The 16,901-nt window shown below is 33.2% G+C and carries 16 protein-coding genes; 15 read left to right on the top strand and 1 reads right to left on the bottom strand.

The window, feature by feature from the left end:
* Window positions 1–25: 25 nt before the first annotated feature.
* From HMPREF2988_RS07940 to HMPREF2988_RS07890, 11 genes are all read left to right on the top strand, one after another.
* Window positions 26–970 (top strand): LCP family glycopolymer transferase, encoded by a 945-nt coding sequence (locus HMPREF2988_RS07940; protein WP_002308652.1) that lies wholly within the window; start codon window positions 26–28, stop codon window positions 968–970.
* Window positions 971–985: 15 nt separating this feature from the next.
* On the top strand, window positions 986–1,765 hold the full coding sequence (locus HMPREF2988_RS07935; RefSeq protein WP_070770369.1) for a YveK family protein: 780 nt from the start codon (window positions 986–988) through the stop codon (window positions 1,763–1,765).
* A gap of 12 nt (window positions 1,766–1,777) precedes the next feature.
* On the top strand, window positions 1,778–2,476 hold the full coding sequence (locus tag HMPREF2988_RS07930; protein WP_070770368.1) for a CpsD/CapB family tyrosine-protein kinase: 699 nt from the start codon (window positions 1,778–1,780) through the stop codon (window positions 2,474–2,476).
* A 27-nt stretch (window positions 2,477–2,503) separates the two neighbouring features.
* Window positions 2,504–3,268, top strand: coding sequence for a tyrosine-protein phosphatase (locus HMPREF2988_RS07925; protein ID WP_002348500.1), 765 nt, complete (start codon window positions 2,504–2,506; stop codon window positions 3,266–3,268).
* 62 nt (window positions 3,269–3,330) lie between these two features.
* Window positions 3,331–4,020 (top strand): sugar transferase, encoded by a 690-nt coding sequence (locus HMPREF2988_RS07920; RefSeq protein WP_070770382.1) that lies wholly within the window; start codon window positions 3,331–3,333, stop codon window positions 4,018–4,020.
* Between the two features lie 15 nt (window positions 4,021–4,035).
* Window positions 4,036–5,232, top strand: a complete 1,197-nt coding sequence (cps2T, locus tag HMPREF2988_RS07915) for a beta 1-4 rhamnosyltransferase Cps2T (protein WP_070770367.1) — start codon at window positions 4,036–4,038, stop codon at window positions 5,230–5,232.
* A gap of 2 nt (window positions 5,233–5,234) precedes the next feature.
* Window positions 5,235–6,587, top strand: a complete 1,353-nt coding sequence (locus tag HMPREF2988_RS07910) for a glycosyltransferase (protein WP_070770366.1) — start codon at window positions 5,235–5,237, stop codon at window positions 6,585–6,587.
* A complete protein-coding gene (locus HMPREF2988_RS07905) occupies window positions 6,584–7,813 on the top strand; it encodes an O-antigen ligase family protein (protein ID WP_070770365.1) in 1,230 nt (409 codons plus the stop codon). The genes HMPREF2988_RS07910 and HMPREF2988_RS07905 overlap by 4 nt, the downstream gene beginning before the upstream one ends.
* A gap of 1 nt (window position 7,814) precedes the next feature.
* On the top strand, window positions 7,815–8,945 hold the full coding sequence (locus tag HMPREF2988_RS07900) for a glycosyltransferase WbsX family protein (protein ID WP_010732182.1): 1,131 nt from the start codon (window positions 7,815–7,817) through the stop codon (window positions 8,943–8,945).
* Window positions 8,946–8,949: 4 nt separating this feature from the next.
* Window positions 8,950–10,353 (top strand): oligosaccharide flippase family protein, encoded by a 1,404-nt coding sequence (locus HMPREF2988_RS07895; RefSeq protein WP_070770364.1) that lies wholly within the window; start codon window positions 8,950–8,952, stop codon window positions 10,351–10,353.
* Window positions 10,354–10,367: 14 nt separating this feature from the next.
* On the top strand, window positions 10,368–11,510 hold the full coding sequence (locus tag HMPREF2988_RS07890; protein WP_070770363.1) for a CDP-glycerol glycerophosphotransferase family protein: 1,143 nt from the start codon (window positions 10,368–10,370) through the stop codon (window positions 11,508–11,510).
* A gap of 426 nt (window positions 11,511–11,936) precedes the next feature.
* On the opposite strand, the gene HMPREF2988_RS07885 is transcribed toward HMPREF2988_RS07890, so the two are convergent.
* The gene (locus HMPREF2988_RS07885) at window positions 11,937–12,686 is read right to left on the bottom strand and encodes a MurR/RpiR family transcriptional regulator (RefSeq protein WP_070770362.1); all 750 of its coding nucleotides are present in this window, start codon (window positions 12,684–12,686) and stop codon (window positions 11,937–11,939) included.
* Between the two features lie 142 nt (window positions 12,687–12,828).
* On the opposite strand from HMPREF2988_RS07885, the gene pfkB reads away from it, so the two are divergent.
* The 4 genes from pfkB to lacD are packed head-to-tail and all read left to right on the top strand — an operon-like array spanning window position 12,829 to window position 16,650.
* Window positions 12,829–13,779, top strand: a complete 951-nt coding sequence (gene pfkB / locus HMPREF2988_RS07880) for a 1-phosphofructokinase (protein ID WP_070770361.1) — start codon at window positions 12,829–12,831, stop codon at window positions 13,777–13,779.
* Window positions 13,761–15,224: a PTS fructose transporter subunit IIC gene (locus tag HMPREF2988_RS07875; RefSeq protein ID WP_070770360.1), complete on the top strand. Its 1,464-nt coding sequence runs from the start codon at window positions 13,761–13,763 to the stop codon at window positions 15,222–15,224. The genes pfkB and HMPREF2988_RS07875 overlap by 19 nt, the downstream gene beginning before the upstream one ends.
* Window positions 15,221–15,679 (top strand): PTS sugar transporter subunit IIA, encoded by a 459-nt coding sequence (locus HMPREF2988_RS07870; protein ID WP_002314721.1) that lies wholly within the window; start codon window positions 15,221–15,223, stop codon window positions 15,677–15,679. The genes HMPREF2988_RS07875 and HMPREF2988_RS07870 overlap by 4 nt, the downstream gene beginning before the upstream one ends.
* Entirely contained in the window at window positions 15,676–16,650 is a 975-nt protein-coding gene (gene lacD / locus HMPREF2988_RS07865; RefSeq protein WP_070770359.1) for a tagatose-bisphosphate aldolase, read from the top strand. Before HMPREF2988_RS07870 ends, lacD begins: the two co-directional genes overlap by 4 nt.
* Window positions 16,651–16,901: the final 251 nt, after the last annotated feature.

Below are 16,901 nucleotides of genomic sequence, written 5' to 3'. Positions count from 1 at the left end.
GCAAAGCTAGCAAACGGAGGAAACTATGGCAAAACGAAGAAGAAAATCAAGAGGGAAAAAGATATTTCTAATTATTTTAGCAATTCTTGTCGTATTAGTATTAGCAATCGTAGGAGTAGGAGCAAAATTATATCTAGATCTCTCACATTCTATTGAAAAAACTTACGAATCAGTGGAACGAACCCAAGGAGAACGAACAAAACCAGTTGATCTGGACAAACAAGAATCTTTCTCTGTTCTATTGATGGGGATCGATACGGGAGATTTAGGTCGGGTCGATCAAGGACGATCAGATACGATGATGGTTGCCACAGTCAGTCCAGAAGACAAACAGACAACGATTGTCAGCATTCCTCGGGATACGTATGTCGACATCGTTGGACATGATACAAAAGACAAGATCAACCACGCTTACGCATTCGGTGGAGCTGCTATGGCAATGGATACCGTACAAAAATATGTGGACATCCCAATCGACCACTATGTTTCAATCAATATGAAAGGTCTAAAAGAACTCGTTGATGCAGTTGGTGGTATCGAAGTCAATAATGACCTCACCTTCTCACAAGATGGCTATGATTTTACGATAGGTAAAATCACATTGAACGGGGATCAGGCATTGTCTTATTCTCGTATGCGTTATGAAGATCCAAACGGTGACTACGGCAGACAAGAACGTCAAAGAAAGATCGTAGAAGGTGTAGCGAAAAAAGTATTGAGTCTGAACGGTGTAAGCAACTATCAATCTGTTTTGAATGCTCTAGAGTCGAATATGAAAACAGACATGAGCTTTGATGAAATGAAAAAGATTGCTTTAGATTATCGGGATGCATTTGGTACGATCAAGCAAGATCAGCTGCAAGGAGAGGGCTTCATGCAAGACAATATCTCATACCAAAAAGTCAGCGATCAAGAACTTGACCGTGTGAAAAAAGAATTAAAAGATCAAATGAATCTAGAGAATAAATAGGAAAGTGGAGAAAAAATGGAAGAGACAATCAGCTTGAAAGAAATTTTTGAAACATTACGCAAACACGTGATAACAATCCTCATCTCAATGTTTGCTGGCTTGGCCATCTCAGGCATCGTGACGTTTTTCATCTTGACGCCAAAATACAGCTCACAAGCCCAATTGATCGTGACACTGCCGCAATCAGATACTGCAAATGTCAATGATGTCAATACGAACCTGCAAATGATCAATACGTATAAAGATATGATCGTCAGTGATCTAGTACTAAATGAAGTCAAAGATCGTTTAGAAACAGAAGACAATGTGAAAATGACTGCTGGACAAATCAAAAATGCCATCTCCGTCAATCAGTCACAAAATTCACAAATGTTCTCGATCCAAGCAACAAGCACAAATGCAGTGACGGCTCAACAAATCGCTAATACAACGTCACAAGTATTCCAAGAGAACGCCAAAGATGTGATGAATGTCGATAAAATCTCGATCATCTCAGGTGCAGTTGCCAATACGACACCTGTTTCGCCAAATAATAAATTGAATCTAGTGATTGGCTTAGTGTTAGGAATGATGGTAGGTGTAGGTCTAGCTTTCTTATTTGAATTACTTGACCGGACAGTAAAAGATGAAAAATATGTGACGGATACATTAGGCTTCCCAATCTTAGGGACTGTACCAGAAATGTCAGCGAAAGAATTGAATGCTGGTATCCGTAAAAAAGGACCAGCTCCGACACAACCAAAAGCTACAAACGATAAAACAGCGCCATCACGCAGAAGCCGCTCAAGAGTCTAGGAGGAAAGAAAAATGGCACGAACACAGAAACAAAAAGCAGCCCAAACTCATGCAGTCAGTTTGGTCACACTAACAAACCCCTCTTCACCAATTGCTGAACAATATCGTACGATTCGGACGAATATCCAGTTTGCCTCCGCAGCTGGTCAGCAAATCAAAACGATTGTTGTGACTTCATCAGGACCTGGAGAAGGGAAATCGACCACTGCAGCAAACATTGCCGTTGTTTTTGCCAAATCTGGTCAACGGGTGCTGCTAGTCGATGCAGACTTACGTAAGCCCGTCATCTATGAAACGTTCAAGTTGAACAACGCAAGCGGATTAAGTACTGTTCTTAGTTCATCAGGAAGTGTAGCAGATGAGATCCAACGAACACCAGTCGACAATTTGTCGATTCTGCCAAGTGGACCTAAACCACCAAATCCATCAGAACTACTAAGTTCGCCAAGAATGGATCAGATTTTAGCAGAAGCAAGACAACTATTTGATGTAGTGATTTTCGACATGCCGCCAGTCGTTGCCGTAACAGATGCACAGATCATGTCTTCCAAAACGGATGGCACCTTATTGGTTGTACGGGAAAATACGTCACGTAAAGAATCATTGACTAAAGCAAAAGAATTGCTGGATATGGTACAAGCGCGAGTCCTTGGTGTTGTATACAATGGGGCAGAACACAGCAAAGATGCTGGCTATTACTACGGGAATTAAGAAATAAAAAGAGAGGAGACAAGAGAAATGATCGATCTACATTGCCATATCCTGCCAGGAATCGATGACGGAGCAGAAAACTTAGATGCCAGTATCGCTATGGCTGAAAAAGCGATTCAACAAGGGATCACACATATTTTATGCACACCCCATCACAATAATGGAAAATACAGCAATGAAAAATCACAAGTCATTTCTCTAGTCGCTTCGTTACAAGCAGAATTAGAGAAAAGACAATTGCCTTTGACGTTATTGGAAGGACAAGAAGTACGTATTACCGGAACACTGATTGAAGACATCCACCGAGATGAAATTTTATTTACAGATTTAGATGATACATATCTTCTAATCGAATTTCCGACACTGGAAGTGCCATTATATGCAGAACGGCTCTTTTTTGAGTTGTTACAACTAGGAAAGACACCAGTGATCGTCCATCCAGAACGCAACGCGCATTTTCGTAAAGACCCGAATCATTTGCTCCCATTCCTAGATATGGGATGCTTGGCCCAACTCACCGCACCAAGTTATGTCGGTGTATTTGGTAAAGACATCCAGAAAACAGCCAAAACGATGGTCAAACATAACCTCGTGCAAATGGCTGCTTCCGATGCCCATGGGGTCTCTAAACGTACCTTTTACTTAAAAGAATGTTATGAGCAAATCGCCAAGGACTTTGGTAAGGAAAAAGTAGCACAGATGAAACAAGTCGCAAAGGACCTGATCAACGGGGATGAGATCAGTTATCCAGTCTATGAAGAGGTAAAAAAGAAGAAGTTTGGTTTATTTTAGTTCTTCATTCATAGATAAAATGGAAATGAGGAGAGAGTGAAATAGTGAAAAGGACTGAAAGTATGGAAAGTGAAGATTTATTGTCTCGCATTAGTGAAGTACATCCAAATCAGGTTTGGTTGAATAAAGAAAAAGTAGAAAAACGGTATGTCTACTTGTTTTTTAAAAGAATGATTGATATCGTGGGGAGCATTATTGGTTTGATTCTAGCTTCTCCTTTGATGATTTATGTAGCTTATCGAATAAGAAAAGAAGAACCAAAAAGTCCGATAATTTTTAGTCATACACGGGTTGGTAAAAATGGAAAAACATTCAAAATGTATAAATTCCGTTCGATGTGTTTAGATGCTGAAGAAAAATTGGAAGAGTTACTGGATCAAAATGAAATAGAAGGGGCAATGTTCAAGATGAAAGAAGATCCCCGCGTCACCAAAATAGGTAAAGCTATCCGTGCCAAAAGCATTGATGAATTACCACAGCTATGGAATGTTTTAAAAGGAGATATGAGTTTAATTGGTCCACGCCCACCTTTGGAGAGGGAAGTAGCTGAGTACACGAGATATGATCTTCAACGCTTGTATGTAAAACCTGGATGTTCAGGTTTGTGGCAAGTTAGTGGTAGAAATGATGTTAGTTTTCATGCAATGGTTGATTTAGATTTAGAATATATAACTAATCAAAGTTTATTGAATGATTTTAAACTAATCATCAAGACAATCTGGATCGTTATAAAACCGAATGGGGCATATTAGTAAGGGGAATATAAGTTGGAAAAAACAAAGATTAAACATGTATATATAATAGGATCAAAGGGGATTCCTGCAAAGTATGGTGGATTTGAATCATTTGTAGAAAATCTAACTAAAAGACAGACTGATAAAACGATTCAGTACCATATTGCGTGTATGGCTGAAAATTCTTTGAAATCGGATATTAAAGAAAAAGAGTTTATTTATAATGGAGCTAAATGCTTTAATGTAGATGTGCCAAACATTGGTCCTGCAAGAGCTATTTATTATGATTTAAAAGCTTTAGAAATGTCTATTAAAAAGGCAGAAAAAAATAAAGATATAGATCCTATTTTTTATGTTTTGGCTTGTCGTATCGGTCCCTTTATCAGTCGTTTTAAAAATAGAATAAATAAAATAAACGGAAAACTTTTTGTTAACCCTGATGGACACGAGTGGTTAAGAGCAAAATGGAGTTACCCAGTAAGAAAATATTGGAAACTTTCAGAAAGGCTTATGGTTAAACATGCAGATCTATTGATATGTGATAGCCAAAACATTGAGAAATATATTCATAAACAGTATAGCAAATACAAACCAAAAACAACATATATAGCTTATGGAACTGATTTAGAGCCTTCAAATTTGAAAGAAAACTATAGTGTTGTGAGAAACTGGTATGAAGAAAAGGATATAAAAGAAAAAAATTATTTTTTAATAGTAGGACGATTTGTCCCAGAAAATAATTATGAGGTAATGATACGTGAATTTATGAAATCATCTACTAACAAAGATCTTGTGTTAGTTACTAATGTAGAAAAGAATAAATTTTATGAAAATTTAAAACGTGCAACAGGATTTGAAAAAGATACACGTATAAAATTTGTAGGAACAGTCTATAACCAAGCTTTATTAAAATATATTCGAGAAAATGCTTTTGCCTATATACATGGTCATGAAGTGGGAGGAACGAACCCCTCATTACTCGAAGCGCTATCTAGTACTAAATTAAATTTACTATTAAATGTAGGATTTAATCGAGAAGTAGGGGAAGATAGTACTTTATATTGGGAAAAAGAAGTCGGTAGTTTATCTAAACTGATTAATAAAGTAGATATGAATGATTTTACTAATTATGATATTGTAGGGAATAAAGCTATTCGAATAATAGAAAACAAATTTTCATGGGAATGTATTATTAAAAGTTACGAATTAAGTTTTAGGAGAATTAAATAGAAATGAAAATTATACACTACTCGCTAGGAATACAACCATATCGAACTGGGGGCTTAATCAAATATGTAGAAGATTTAATTTCAAAACAAGTAGATGATAATAGCGTTTTTTTAATTTATCCTGGATCTAGAAATTATTTTTTTCGGGATAGTTATTTAAAAAAAATTTCAGTTAATAAGAAAAATATGCAGGTGTTTGATTTAGTGAATTCATTTCCATTACCTCTTTTTGGAGGTATAAGTGATCCAAATGTTTTTTTTAAAGAAATCTCTTTAAAAAAAATAGATTATTTTTCTAGCTTTTTTAAAAAATATAAACCGGATATAGTTCATATTCACACCTTCATGGGGTTACCAATCGAATTTATTTTAGCTGCTAAGAATAATGCAATACCGTTAGTGTTTACTACACATGATTATTTTGGTTTAGCTCCAGTTCCGAATTTTTATAATGAAATTGATGATTATTCATTTGATAGTAATAATACAGTTGAAGAATGGATAAAAAGTTCCCAAGAAGCATTATCACTAAAAAAAATGTTGCTATTTCAATGTAGGTTTTATCCTCAAATTAGAAAGATAATTAAAAAAAATAATCTTTCTATAATAAGTAAAAGAAAAAAAAAACCAAGAAAATGTTCTTTAAGTAATGAAAAAAAAGAAAAATTTATAGAATTAAGAGAATATTATTACAAAATGTTAAGCATGATAGATATTATTCATGCTAATAGTGAACAGTCTAAAAAAATATATAAACGTTATTTACCTAATAGTAAAATCGTGGTTCATAGTATAACCAGTAGTGATATAAGTTTTTCTAAACAAACGTTGGATACAAATTTTATAAATAACAAACATAGTGTAAGATTGGGATTTATAGGATCTGAAAAAAATTTTAAAGGTTATAAGTTTCTTTTGAATTGGTTTAATACTCAAAAAAACGAGTTTAAATTAAAGATATATGGGAATGAAAAAAAAGTATATAATTCTAATGTGGAAGTCTTAGGCAAGTATTCACCAATCCAAAAAAAAGAAGTTTTTAATAATATTGATATTTTAATTGTTCCTTCTAAATGTAAAGAAACATTTGGTTTAGTAGTTTTAGAAGCTTTATCATTAGGCACTCCAGTTTTAGTAAGTGAAAATGTAGGTGCAAAGGATCTTCTTGAAGAAAATCTAATATTTAGCTTAAATAATGATTCGTTAACGGAAAAAATAAATTTACTTCTTGCTGAACTTAAGAATGGAACTGGTAAAACTATAGATTTAAGTTCATTAAGTTTAAGTAATCATGTAACAAAAATAAATAATTTATATCTCGATGCTATAACCATGCATAGAAAGGTGGAGTCATGAGGCTCAGAAAAAATTTTGCGTTTATGCTTACTACTATCCCTTTAATAGCAGAAGAAATAATTGCTGGTGAATTTATATATATGTTACTAGTTGTTGGTATTATAGTATTGCTCAAATTGAATAATGGGAGAATTCCTAAGGAAATTGTTAGAAAACAAAGCTTTCTTGTGTGGCTTTTGATTCTAGGAATATGTATAGGAATGTTAAATTTAGTTCACTTAAATACATTGTCTTTTGCTAGGGATATATTCTATTTTAGTTTTCCAATCATTATACTTATATATATATCTTTATTAAGTATGATATTTGGAAAAAATAATGAGTTACTAAAGTCGATTATTTTTGCTGCTGCTGTTTTATCTGTTATATACTTAATTAATTTTTTATTGAACAAGAATAGTGTAATGAATCAATCTAATATTTGGGCATATAGAAAGGAAACAGGAACAGGCTACTTTATTGTGCCTGTAGCTTTATCAATACTACTATTTTCTAAACAATTTTCTTTTTTTACTATAAATAAATGGAAAAAAATATGTTTGATATGTTTATTATCAAGTCATGTCATTTTATCTTTTTCTAGGACTGTTATGATTATTTTTATTATATTTTTCTTCATTCTATTTCCTAAAAGAAATTTGAAAAAAACACTTCTATTTTTCTTCACTATATTAATTATTTTACCGTTTTTATATGAAGGTATAAAAATTTTTTCTACAAATGGATTGTTAAATCAGTATATAAATAAAATAGTTACATCGTTTGTTGAAATGAGTAAGGATGAAGATTGGTCTAATAAAATGAATATTGTTGCTAATTGGCGAGGTTATGAAACTTTTAGTGCATTAAATGAATTCCATAGATTAAATAGCTTAACTAAAATAATTGGAAATGGGTTTGGTGCTGAAATAGAAGTTGGATATTTTGCCGAATTAGTAGGAGGAACCGGGACAACAATACCTGTTCTACATAATGGCTATTTATCATTATTGATCAAAGTAGGAATTTCAGGGCTTCTAGCTTACCTATTTTTTTTACTAAGCAATATTTATTATTATGTGAGGTTAGTTGTATATCAAAAAAATGCATATTATAAACTTGTCTTATCATCTTTTTTAGCAATATTAGTCTTTACGTATTTTTCAACTGGAATTTTTCAAGTTCAACCAAGACTAGTGTTTCTATTTCTTATTGGTTATTACTATAAATATAAAGGAGAATATTAAAATGAAAATATTAGCATACTACCTTCCACAGTTTCATGAGGTAAAAGAGAATAACGAATGGTGGGGAAAGGGATTTACAGAATGGACAAATGTGAAGAAGGCAAAGAAACTTTTTGAAGAACATAATCAGCCAAGAATCCCACTTAATAATAATTTTTATGACTTATCAGAAATCCAAAGTTTAAAATGGCAAGTTTCCTTAGCAAAAGAGTATGGTATATATGGTTTTTGTATGTATCATTACTGGTTTAATGGTAAACTTCTTCTAGAAAAACCAGTTGAGATGTTTTTAAATAACAAGGATTTAGATCTTCCATTTTGTTTTAGTTGGGCTAATGAACCTTGGACTAATGGATGGGTATCTGACGATAATAAATTACTAATTTATCATGATAACAGCGATCCTAATGACTGGGTAGAGCATTACCAATATTTTTCTAATTTTTTTAAAGATTCTAGATATATAAAGATTGACAATAAACCTGTTTTAGTCCTATATTTCCCTACTATTCTGAGTCATTTAAAAGAAATGTGTGAATGTTGGAATGAACTAGCAAAAAAAGATGGATTTGATGGTATATATCTTATGTATCAAAAAGCAGCAAGTCATTTTGATCCTAATTTTGACAAAAGTTTATTTGATGCAGGTATAGAGTTTCAACCTGGGTTTACTTTAGAAAGTCAAAAAACTGAAAAACAAAGAAAAAAAGAAAGATTAAAGTTCTCAATTTCAACTTATATTAAAAGAAAATTTAAAATTAGTCCTCTATCTATAAACAAAGAAAGTAAGTTACAACATAATAACTATGATTCTGTTTGGAAAGATATATTAGAACATAAACCAGATAAAAACATGGTACCAGGTGCATTTGTTGATTGGGATAATACACCTAGAAAAGGTCAAAGAGGAAGTGTTTATGACGGAGTGACTGTAGAAAAATTCCAAAGATATTTTTCTGAATTAATTAAAAAGACAAAATATGAATATGAGGAGGATATGATTTTTATATTTGCTTGGAATGAATGGGGAGAAGGAGGTTATTTAGAACCAGATGAAAAGAATGGCTATGGTTATTTATCAGCTATAAAACAAACCTTAGAAGAGAACAAAGAATTTCCTGAAAGTGAGTAGGACCTTGGAAAATTTTAAAAAAAATAGTATATATGCTATAAGCTCCCAACTAAGTGGTCTTTTTTTAAGCTTCTTTATAGCATTGATAATACCAAAGTTTTTAGGCGTTATAGAATTTAGTTATTGGCAACTTTTTCTATTTTATGTTAATTATTTAGGTTTATTACATTTTGGGTTAAATGATGGAATATATTTAAAGTATGGGGGGCAGAGAAGAGAAGAACTTCCTTTGCAACAATTGGCGAAACAATTTACAATACTTACCATTAGTCAATTTTTTATTATGATTATAGTACTGTTGTTATCCTTTTTTATAGAAAATGCGCAGAGAAAAACTATTTGGATAGCTGTGGCATTATACTTACCATTAGTTAATATTAATGGTTTTATTGGCTATTTGTTACAATCAATTAATGAAATATACCTGTATTCCATTTCTGTTATTATAGATAAAATTATAATAATAGTTGGTGTTCTTAGTCTTATATTCTTTAACTATAGAGACTTTGCTATATACATATATGTGTATGTATTTTCTAAATTAATTTCTACATTATATTTATATAACAGAAGCAGAAAAGTCACTAGATTTAATTTTAATATTCATCTTTCAGATTGGAAAGAGACAAAGATACTAATTTCATCTGGTATAAAATTAATGTTTGCAAATATAATGGGAACTCTTATACTTGGATTGAACCGCAAACTTGTCGATATTTTTTGGGGAATCGAAGCTTTTGGTAGATTTTCCTTTGCAATTTCACTTACTAATTTCTTTCTTCTTTTTATTAGTCAAGTTAGTATAGTGATATTTCCTGCATTAAGGAGGATTAATAAGGAGAAATTAAAAAATATTTTTACTTTTGGAAATATTATTTTGAATCGAATTTTGTTAGGAGGGCTTCTTCTTTATTTACCAGTTTCGATTTTTCTTAAACATTGGCTTCCTGCTTATACATTATCAATAGATTATTTATGCTATTTACTACCTATTTTCATTTTTGATGGGAAGATGCAAATTATTAATAACACTTTTTTTAAAGTGCTTAGAAAAGAAAAAGAAATGCTTTTAATTAATATACTAGCTTTGACTATTAGTGGAATATTAGGTATCATTGTAGCTTTTTCTTCCCGAAATATGAATCTGATGATTTTAATATTAGTAATCTCTATTGGATTTAGAAGTTTAATAGCTGAATTATACTTTAAAAATATGTTTGATCAAGGTAGTTTAGACGAAATGATCTGGTTATATGTATTGATACTAACATTTACTTTATCAAACCTATATATTGGAAATGTGTGGGGTTCAGTAATCTATTTATTGTTTTACTTATTGTACCTCTATCTAAGCTTTTCAAAACTAAAAGAAGCTGTTGCTTTTTTTTATAATAAAACTAAAAAATAAAAAAGGTGGATGTAATGAACAAGGGAAAGCTTGTTTTTAATGGTCTAATAGCATTGTTACTATATTTTATTCGTAAACCTTTTATAGTAAAAAAAAATTGGATATTTGGATATAACTTAGGGAAAAGCTACGCTGGAAGCAATAAAGTATTTTTTGAGTATATGCTAAATCAAAAAAAAAATTGTTATTTTGTTATAAGAAAGAATTATAACAACGGTAATGTACCTGACTCTAAATATTTAATTGATTGGGGAAGCATTCGTAATTATCTAATGGTTTTTGAGTCTGAGGTTTCTCTAGTTTCTCATTCTCCAGCTGATGTATTACCTATATATTATAGGCTTGTTGAATTTTTAAGAGTAAAGTTGGTATATAATTCACATGGAATAGATGGGTTAAAAATGTGGTTGCCAACTAAAGAGTTAACTGAATATAAATATTATTTTCTTATTAATGCTATTAGTGAATTTGAAAAAAATACTAGAATCAGATACTTGGGTGTAGATGAAAAAAACGTTAAAATCACTGGTTTTACAACATTTGATACATTGATAAGAAAAGATCAAGAATTAAGAGATAAAAATAAAGATAAAAATAAAATATTAATGATGATGACCTGGAGAGAATACGAATCTAATCTAGATAAAAAAATATTGTCATTTTTAAAAAACGAGGATCTACTAATTTTTTTAGAAAAACAAAATTTAGCTATTGATGTAATAATCCACGATTTCTACGTAGATAAATTTTATGCCAATAATTCATATAAAGACATAGAAAGATATGGTATTAAATTTATAAAAAATACCAATATAGAAGAGATAGTACCTAATTATAACTTGCTTATTACTGATTATTCTAGTATAGCTTGGTTATTTTTATTTTTAAAAAAACCTGTTATTTTTTATCAATTTGATCAAAAAAAATACTTGGAATATCATGGTGGTAGTTTAATTGATTATAATTCAAATAATTTTTTATCAAAAGTTGTTTATACAGAAAAACAACTAATAAATGAATGTGTAAAGTTAGCAAAAGTTAATTTTGTTTTGGATGAGAAATATGAAAAAAATGCCAAAAAATATATAACTTATTTTGATGACAAAAATTGTTATAGATTATATAAAGAAATACTTTCTTTGTTGAATAAAGAATAAAATCTAAGTTTGCAACTAGCAATTTTTAATTTGTTATATAAAAAATTAAAAAAGTACCTTATTTAATATTCATGAATTTCCAAGCTTTTTTATCAAGTAGAATGAAAAGAGTATGCTGATTGTTAAAATAGCTTACTTTGTTTCTCAAAAATATTAAAAATATGTATATAGAAAATTATTTTTTATCTTTCTATCAGAACAACCCAAATCTGGAACAGAATGCGTAAGCTTCTGTTCCAGATTTTTTATTATCCCATTTGTTTATTTATTTTGTAGTATTTTTAGTCATGCTAAAGTATATATAACTTTTATCTAAAATGGAAAATGGGATTAATAAATTATGATATCAAAATTCTTACAAACATTTTTAGATAGTTTTGCTAAGTATACGGTGGGCAACGGTTATCAACTGCAAATCAAATACCCTCAATTCTCCCCCATACGCAATACATAGGCATCGAGCAGAATTCTCGCGATAATCTGGAGAGGCAAGCGTGAACGTACTTCATAATCAGGGAAATACGAACCTTCTGATTTGAAACCTATGAGATTTATCTCGCAATAATCTTTGAGTGTAGAGGAATGATTGGCTGTAACTAGAATCGAACCAATCTCTGCATCATAGCAATTCTTTGCGGCGGTGACGAGTTCTTTTGTCTCGCCGTTCAAAGAAACAAAAATAACGCTGTCTTTCTTAGTTAGTTTCCGACTGATGCTTTTGATGATTTCTGGATCAGTATGCATTTGACAATTTTTCCCTGTTAATTGAAGTTTTACGAGCATCTCTTGACCAATCATTTCTGAAAATCCTCGGGCAAAGACAAAAACTCGGTCAGCAAATTTGATTCTTTGTATTGCATCTTCAATGTTCCCGATTTCCAACATATTGATCGTACGTACCACTTCTTGTTCATTTTTTAGAATGGCTCTACGGATACCTTTGTCTACTTTATCTAAGAAAGAAAAATTGATGTTCTTGTTTTCTCCTTCTTTTAGATGGTGCTTAAACGAAGTAAATCCTTCATAGCCTTTCTTCTTCATTGTTCGCACAATGGTGGCTGTTGAGACATTTGCTTGTTCACTTAGTTTCACGATGGAGTAGTTAGGGATCTCTAGGATGTGGTGTTCGATAAAGTTCCAGAGGTACTGTTCTGTTTCACTTAATTTGTGATCCATATTCTTTCCTTCTTTCACCAAAAGTTAGTTAAAAAATAGCACGAGGTGTTTATAAATGTAAAGGTTTTCTTTGTGTTGGAACGATTAAGAAAACATTTTCTCTTTCGCGTATTTCATAATAGAGTCAAGGAGGTCATTGGTTATGTCTATCTACACATGCACGATGAATTTGGCAATTGATCTATTTATTGAAACAGAGGAGATGCGTCCTTTTATGGTAAACCGCACAAAAGAGGATGACATTCAGGCAAACGGAAAAGGGGTGAATGTGTCACTAGTATTAAAGATGCTAGATTTCCCAAGTACGGCATTAGGTTTTTCTGCTGGCTTCACAGGAAAGTATATAGAAGACTATTTACAGCAGAAACAAATCCAAACAGAGTTTATTGAAGTGCCTGGTATGACGCGTATCAATGTATTTACACAAGTCAATCAAACGAGAGAAGAATACAAATTAGTGAATCAAGGACCTGAAATACCGCAGGCAGCTGTCCATAATTTTTTAAATCAAATAAGAGCATTACAAGCAGAGGATTATCTTTGTGTTTCTGGGAGTTTACCAAGAGGGCTGTCTCCAAAGGTTTTAGTAGAAATCAGTCGGATTTGTCAGGAAAAGGGGATTCATTTGATTATTGATAGTAGTGATCAAGAAGTCATGGATTGTTTGCCCTATCGACCATTTTTGCTGAAACCGAATGAGGAAGAACTTTCTTCTTGGTTCGGACGAAAAATGGTTATAGATGAAGATTACTTTGTTTATGGACAACGACTAGTAGAGTCAGGTGCAGAAAATGTTTTGTTATCCCTCGGTGAGGAAGGAGCGATTCTTTTTACGAAAGACAGGGTGATTCGGGGAAACTCGCCAAAAGGAAAAGTCGTCAATACAGCATGTGCAGGTGATGCCATGTTAGGCACTTTTTTAGCAGGATACATGAATCGACGACCGCTTGATGAAACGTTACGTAAAAGCATAGCAGCAGGCAGCTCTACTGCTTTTCGTAAAGGACTGACTGATTTTTTGGATGTGGAGGAATTAAGTAAACAAATCAAAATCAAGGAAGAGAGGTTCGAAAGATGGGAAAATATCAACTAATTGCAGCAACCGGTTGTCCGACAGGAATTGCGCACACCTACATGGCGCAAGAGGCATTAGAGCAAGCAGCTAGGAAAAAAGGCATCACGATCAAAGTGGAGACCCATGGACAAATTGGGATCGAGAATGAATTAACGGCTGAAGAAATCAAACAGGCAGATGCTGTCATTATTGCCGCAGACAAAGATGTCCATTCAGAAAGATTTGCGGGAAAACGAGTCATTGATGTTTCTGTCAGTACAGGAATCAAAGATGCACAACGGCTGATTGACGAGGCATTGGCAGGAAAAGGGACCATCTTAGCAGATAATGAAGCTGTTGATACTTTAGAATCAGAAACGATAAGTGGTGCTAATTTGGGTCGCAGCATCTATAAAAATTTAATGAATGGCGTCTCTCATATGTTGCCTTTCGTGGTAGCTGGCGGAGTATTGATTGCTATTTCATTTGCCGTTTGGGGAATCTATTCTTTTGATCCAGACCATGCACAATACAATGCTACAGCGGCGATGTTAAAAACGGTTGGGGATGCAGCAATGGGGATGATGGTTCCAGTTTTAGCAGCTTATATTGCAGAAGGGATCGCGAAACGTCCAGGGTTAGTCGTTGGATTTGTTGGTGGAATCGTGGCCATGAGTGGCGGTACTGGATTTTTAGGAGGTATTTTAGCTGGTTTCTTAGCAGGTTATTTTATCTTATTTTTGCAAAAGCTACTGACAATTTTACCTAAACAACTAGATGGCTTGAAGGCAATCTTCTTATATCCAGTTATTGGTGTAGCGTTTATTGGCATCGTAATGTCTTTGTTGGCGGGTCCAATGAAGGCTATAAATGAAGGGATGATGAGCTTTTTAGCTGGATTTGAACATTCGAATCCACTTGTTCTTGGCGTGATTGTTGGTTGCATGTGTGCGTTTGATATGGGAGGACCGATTAATAAGGCGGCATATGTAACAGGTACAGCTCTTTTGGCACAAGGAAACACGACTTTTATGGCTGGCGTGTCAGCAGCTTGCATTGCACCACCGTTGATTACTGGTTTTGCAACTTTATTGTTTGGTAAATATTTTGATACCAATGATCGTAATGCAGGTTTGGTTAATTTTATTTTAGGATCAACTCATATTACGGAGGGAGCCATTCCGTTTGCTGCGAAAGACCCGATCCGAGTATTACCAACGATGATGTTAGGCTCATCAATTGCTGCTGTCTTGACCTATCTGTTTGGTGTCCAAGTACCGGCCCCACATGGCGGTTTTTTAGTGTTACCTGTAGTGACGGGAAAAATCCAATGGGTTACAGCGATTCTTATTGGTTCGATCGTTGGTGGAGTGATACTAGGTTTGATCCAAAAGAAAAGAGTAACTGAAAAAGACAAGAAGATGGATAATAAAGCAGCAAATCGTACAGTTATCGAAGAAGGAAGAGCAGGAGGCTTATCATGACAATCATTCATGAAGAGAACATTTTTTTACAACAGCCATTAGATAGTCAAGAAGAAGCATTTAAGTTTTTAGCAAAGCAAACATTCTGTTTAGGAATCGCTCATGACGAAAAAGAAGTATATCAAAAACTTCTAGAAAGAGAAAAAGAAGGTACTACAGGAATAATGTCAGGTTTTGCTATCCCTCATGCGAAGTCTCAAACAATCAACGAACCCAGTTTGATTATCGTCACACTGAACAAAGGAATTGAATGGAACAGTTTAGATAGACAGTCAGTTGATTTTATTTTTGCGTTATTTATCCCAGATTCAGAAGCAGGAACGACTCATTTGAAATTATTGTCTCTCGTTGCACGATCATTGATGCGAAAAGAGGTTACAGAACAGTTGAGAGCAGCAAAATCAAAAACAGAAATAGCCACAATATTAACTAAAGAAATAGGTGAAGATATATGAAGAAAATGAGTATAGAAAAACAGGAATGTTTGAAGCGATTGACGGATGAAGCTGGAATTATTAGCGCGTTAGCAATCGACCAGCGTGGTGCTTTGAAGAAAATGATCAACCAATATAAAGAAGCTACATCAGAAGATATCATCCAATTTAAACAGATGGTTTCTCAGTACCTGACTCCGTATGCTTCTGCTATTTTACTCGATCCAGAATATGGTCTGCCTGCAGCAGCGCTTCGAGAGAAAGAATGTGGCTTGTTGCTAGCTTATGAAAAAACCGGCTATGATGCGAAAATGCCGGGCCGACTACCAGATTTACTGAATAGTTGGTCAGCGAAAAGGTTAAAAGAAGTGGGTGCAGATGCTTGTAAATTTTTATTGTACTATGACGTTGATGAACCAGTAGAGATTAATGTGCAAAAACAAATAGTTATAGAACGGATTGGTTCAGAATGTGAAGCAGAAGGCATGCCTTTCTTTTTAGAGATCCTTTCTTATGATGCAACTATTAGCGATCCGTCTTCTCTTGACTATGCAAAAGTAAAACCGCATAAAGTGATTGAAGCCATGCGAGAATTTTCAAAAGAACGTTATCAAGTGGATGTATTGAAAGTAGAAGTACCAGTGAATATGAGATTTGTGGAAGGATATGGGCAAGAGACTTGTTATAGTCAAGCAGAGGCATCCGCGTATTTCTATGAACAATCGAAAGTGACTGAACAACCGTTTATTTTTTTAAGTGCGGGAGTCAGCGCTGCACTATTTCAAGATACATTGCGTTTTGCAAAACAATCAGGTTCGACATTCAATGGTGTCTTATGTGGACGAGCAACATGGGCGAAGGGAGTAGCACCTTTTGTTACCGAAGGCGAAGAAAAAGCGAGTAGTTGGATGTTAGAAGAAGGAAAACAAAATATTAAAGAATTAAGTACACTATTAGAAGAAACAGCAACTTCTATTTATGTTAAGAAGTAAGAAAAAGGATTGTCTGAGTGATAGATTCGAAAAAATAATTAGTTATTTAAAAAAATGTTTGTCAAATTTTATAGAAAAAAAGTATAAAACTGCAAAAGTTATCTAAAACTATTGATAACATTCGTCATTAATAAGCTATTTTAGGTTGTTGTAAATGATATTAGAAGTAATAAAACGATAGTGGTAGGAATATCATAGAGATTAATGTGGATTACGCTGCTCGATAAGTTAGTCCATTTTGACGGATCGCT

The organism is Enterococcus sp. HMSC061C05 (assembly GCF_001814765.1).
Taxonomy (GTDB): Bacteria; Bacillota; Bacilli; order Lactobacillales; family Enterococcaceae; genus Enterococcus_B; species Enterococcus_B lactis.
The sequence above is the reverse complement of the archived record's forward strand: the minus strand, read 5'-3'. Positions and strand labels throughout refer to the sequence as shown.

What these genes read in the sequence shown, in the direction of transcription:
- HMPREF2988_RS07870 (WP_002314721.1), top strand. Translation starts at nt 15,221, where the DNA reads ATGACAATCATTCATGAAGAGAACATTTTTTTACAACAGCCATTAGAT.
- HMPREF2988_RS07930 (WP_070770368.1), top strand. Translation starts at nt 1,778, where the DNA reads ATGGCACGAACACAGAAACAAAAAGCAGCCCAAACTCATGCAGTCAGT.
- HMPREF2988_RS07935 (WP_070770369.1), top strand. Translation starts at nt 986, where the DNA reads ATGGAAGAGACAATCAGCTTGAAAGAAATTTTTGAAACATTACGCAAA.
- HMPREF2988_RS07920 (WP_070770382.1), top strand. Translation starts at nt 3,331, where the DNA reads ATGGAAAGTGAAGATTTATTGTCTCGCATTAGTGAAGTACATCCAAAT.
- HMPREF2988_RS07905 (WP_070770365.1), top strand. Translation starts at nt 6,584, where the DNA reads ATGAGGCTCAGAAAAAATTTTGCGTTTATGCTTACTACTATCCCTTTA.
- pfkB (WP_070770361.1), top strand. Translation starts at nt 12,829, where the DNA reads ATGTCTATCTACACATGCACGATGAATTTGGCAATTGATCTATTTATT.
- HMPREF2988_RS07925 (WP_002348500.1), top strand. Translation starts at nt 2,504, where the DNA reads ATGATCGATCTACATTGCCATATCCTGCCAGGAATCGATGACGGAGCA.
- lacD (WP_070770359.1), top strand. Translation starts at nt 15,676, where the DNA reads ATGAAGAAAATGAGTATAGAAAAACAGGAATGTTTGAAGCGATTGACG.
- HMPREF2988_RS07890 (WP_070770363.1), top strand. Translation starts at nt 10,368, where the DNA reads ATGAACAAGGGAAAGCTTGTTTTTAATGGTCTAATAGCATTGTTACTA.
- HMPREF2988_RS07900 (WP_010732182.1), top strand. Translation starts at nt 7,815, where the DNA reads ATGAAAATATTAGCATACTACCTTCCACAGTTTCATGAGGTAAAAGAG.
- HMPREF2988_RS07885 (WP_070770362.1), bottom strand. Translation starts at nt 12,686, where the DNA reads ATGGATCACAAATTAAGTGAAACAGAACAGTACCTCTGGAACTTTATC.
- HMPREF2988_RS07940 (WP_002308652.1), top strand. Translation starts at nt 26, where the DNA reads ATGGCAAAACGAAGAAGAAAATCAAGAGGGAAAAAGATATTTCTAATT.
- HMPREF2988_RS07910 (WP_070770366.1), top strand. Translation starts at nt 5,235, where the DNA reads ATGAAAATTATACACTACTCGCTAGGAATACAACCATATCGAACTGGG.
- HMPREF2988_RS07875 (WP_070770360.1), top strand. Translation starts at nt 13,761, where the DNA reads ATGGGAAAATATCAACTAATTGCAGCAACCGGTTGTCCGACAGGAATT.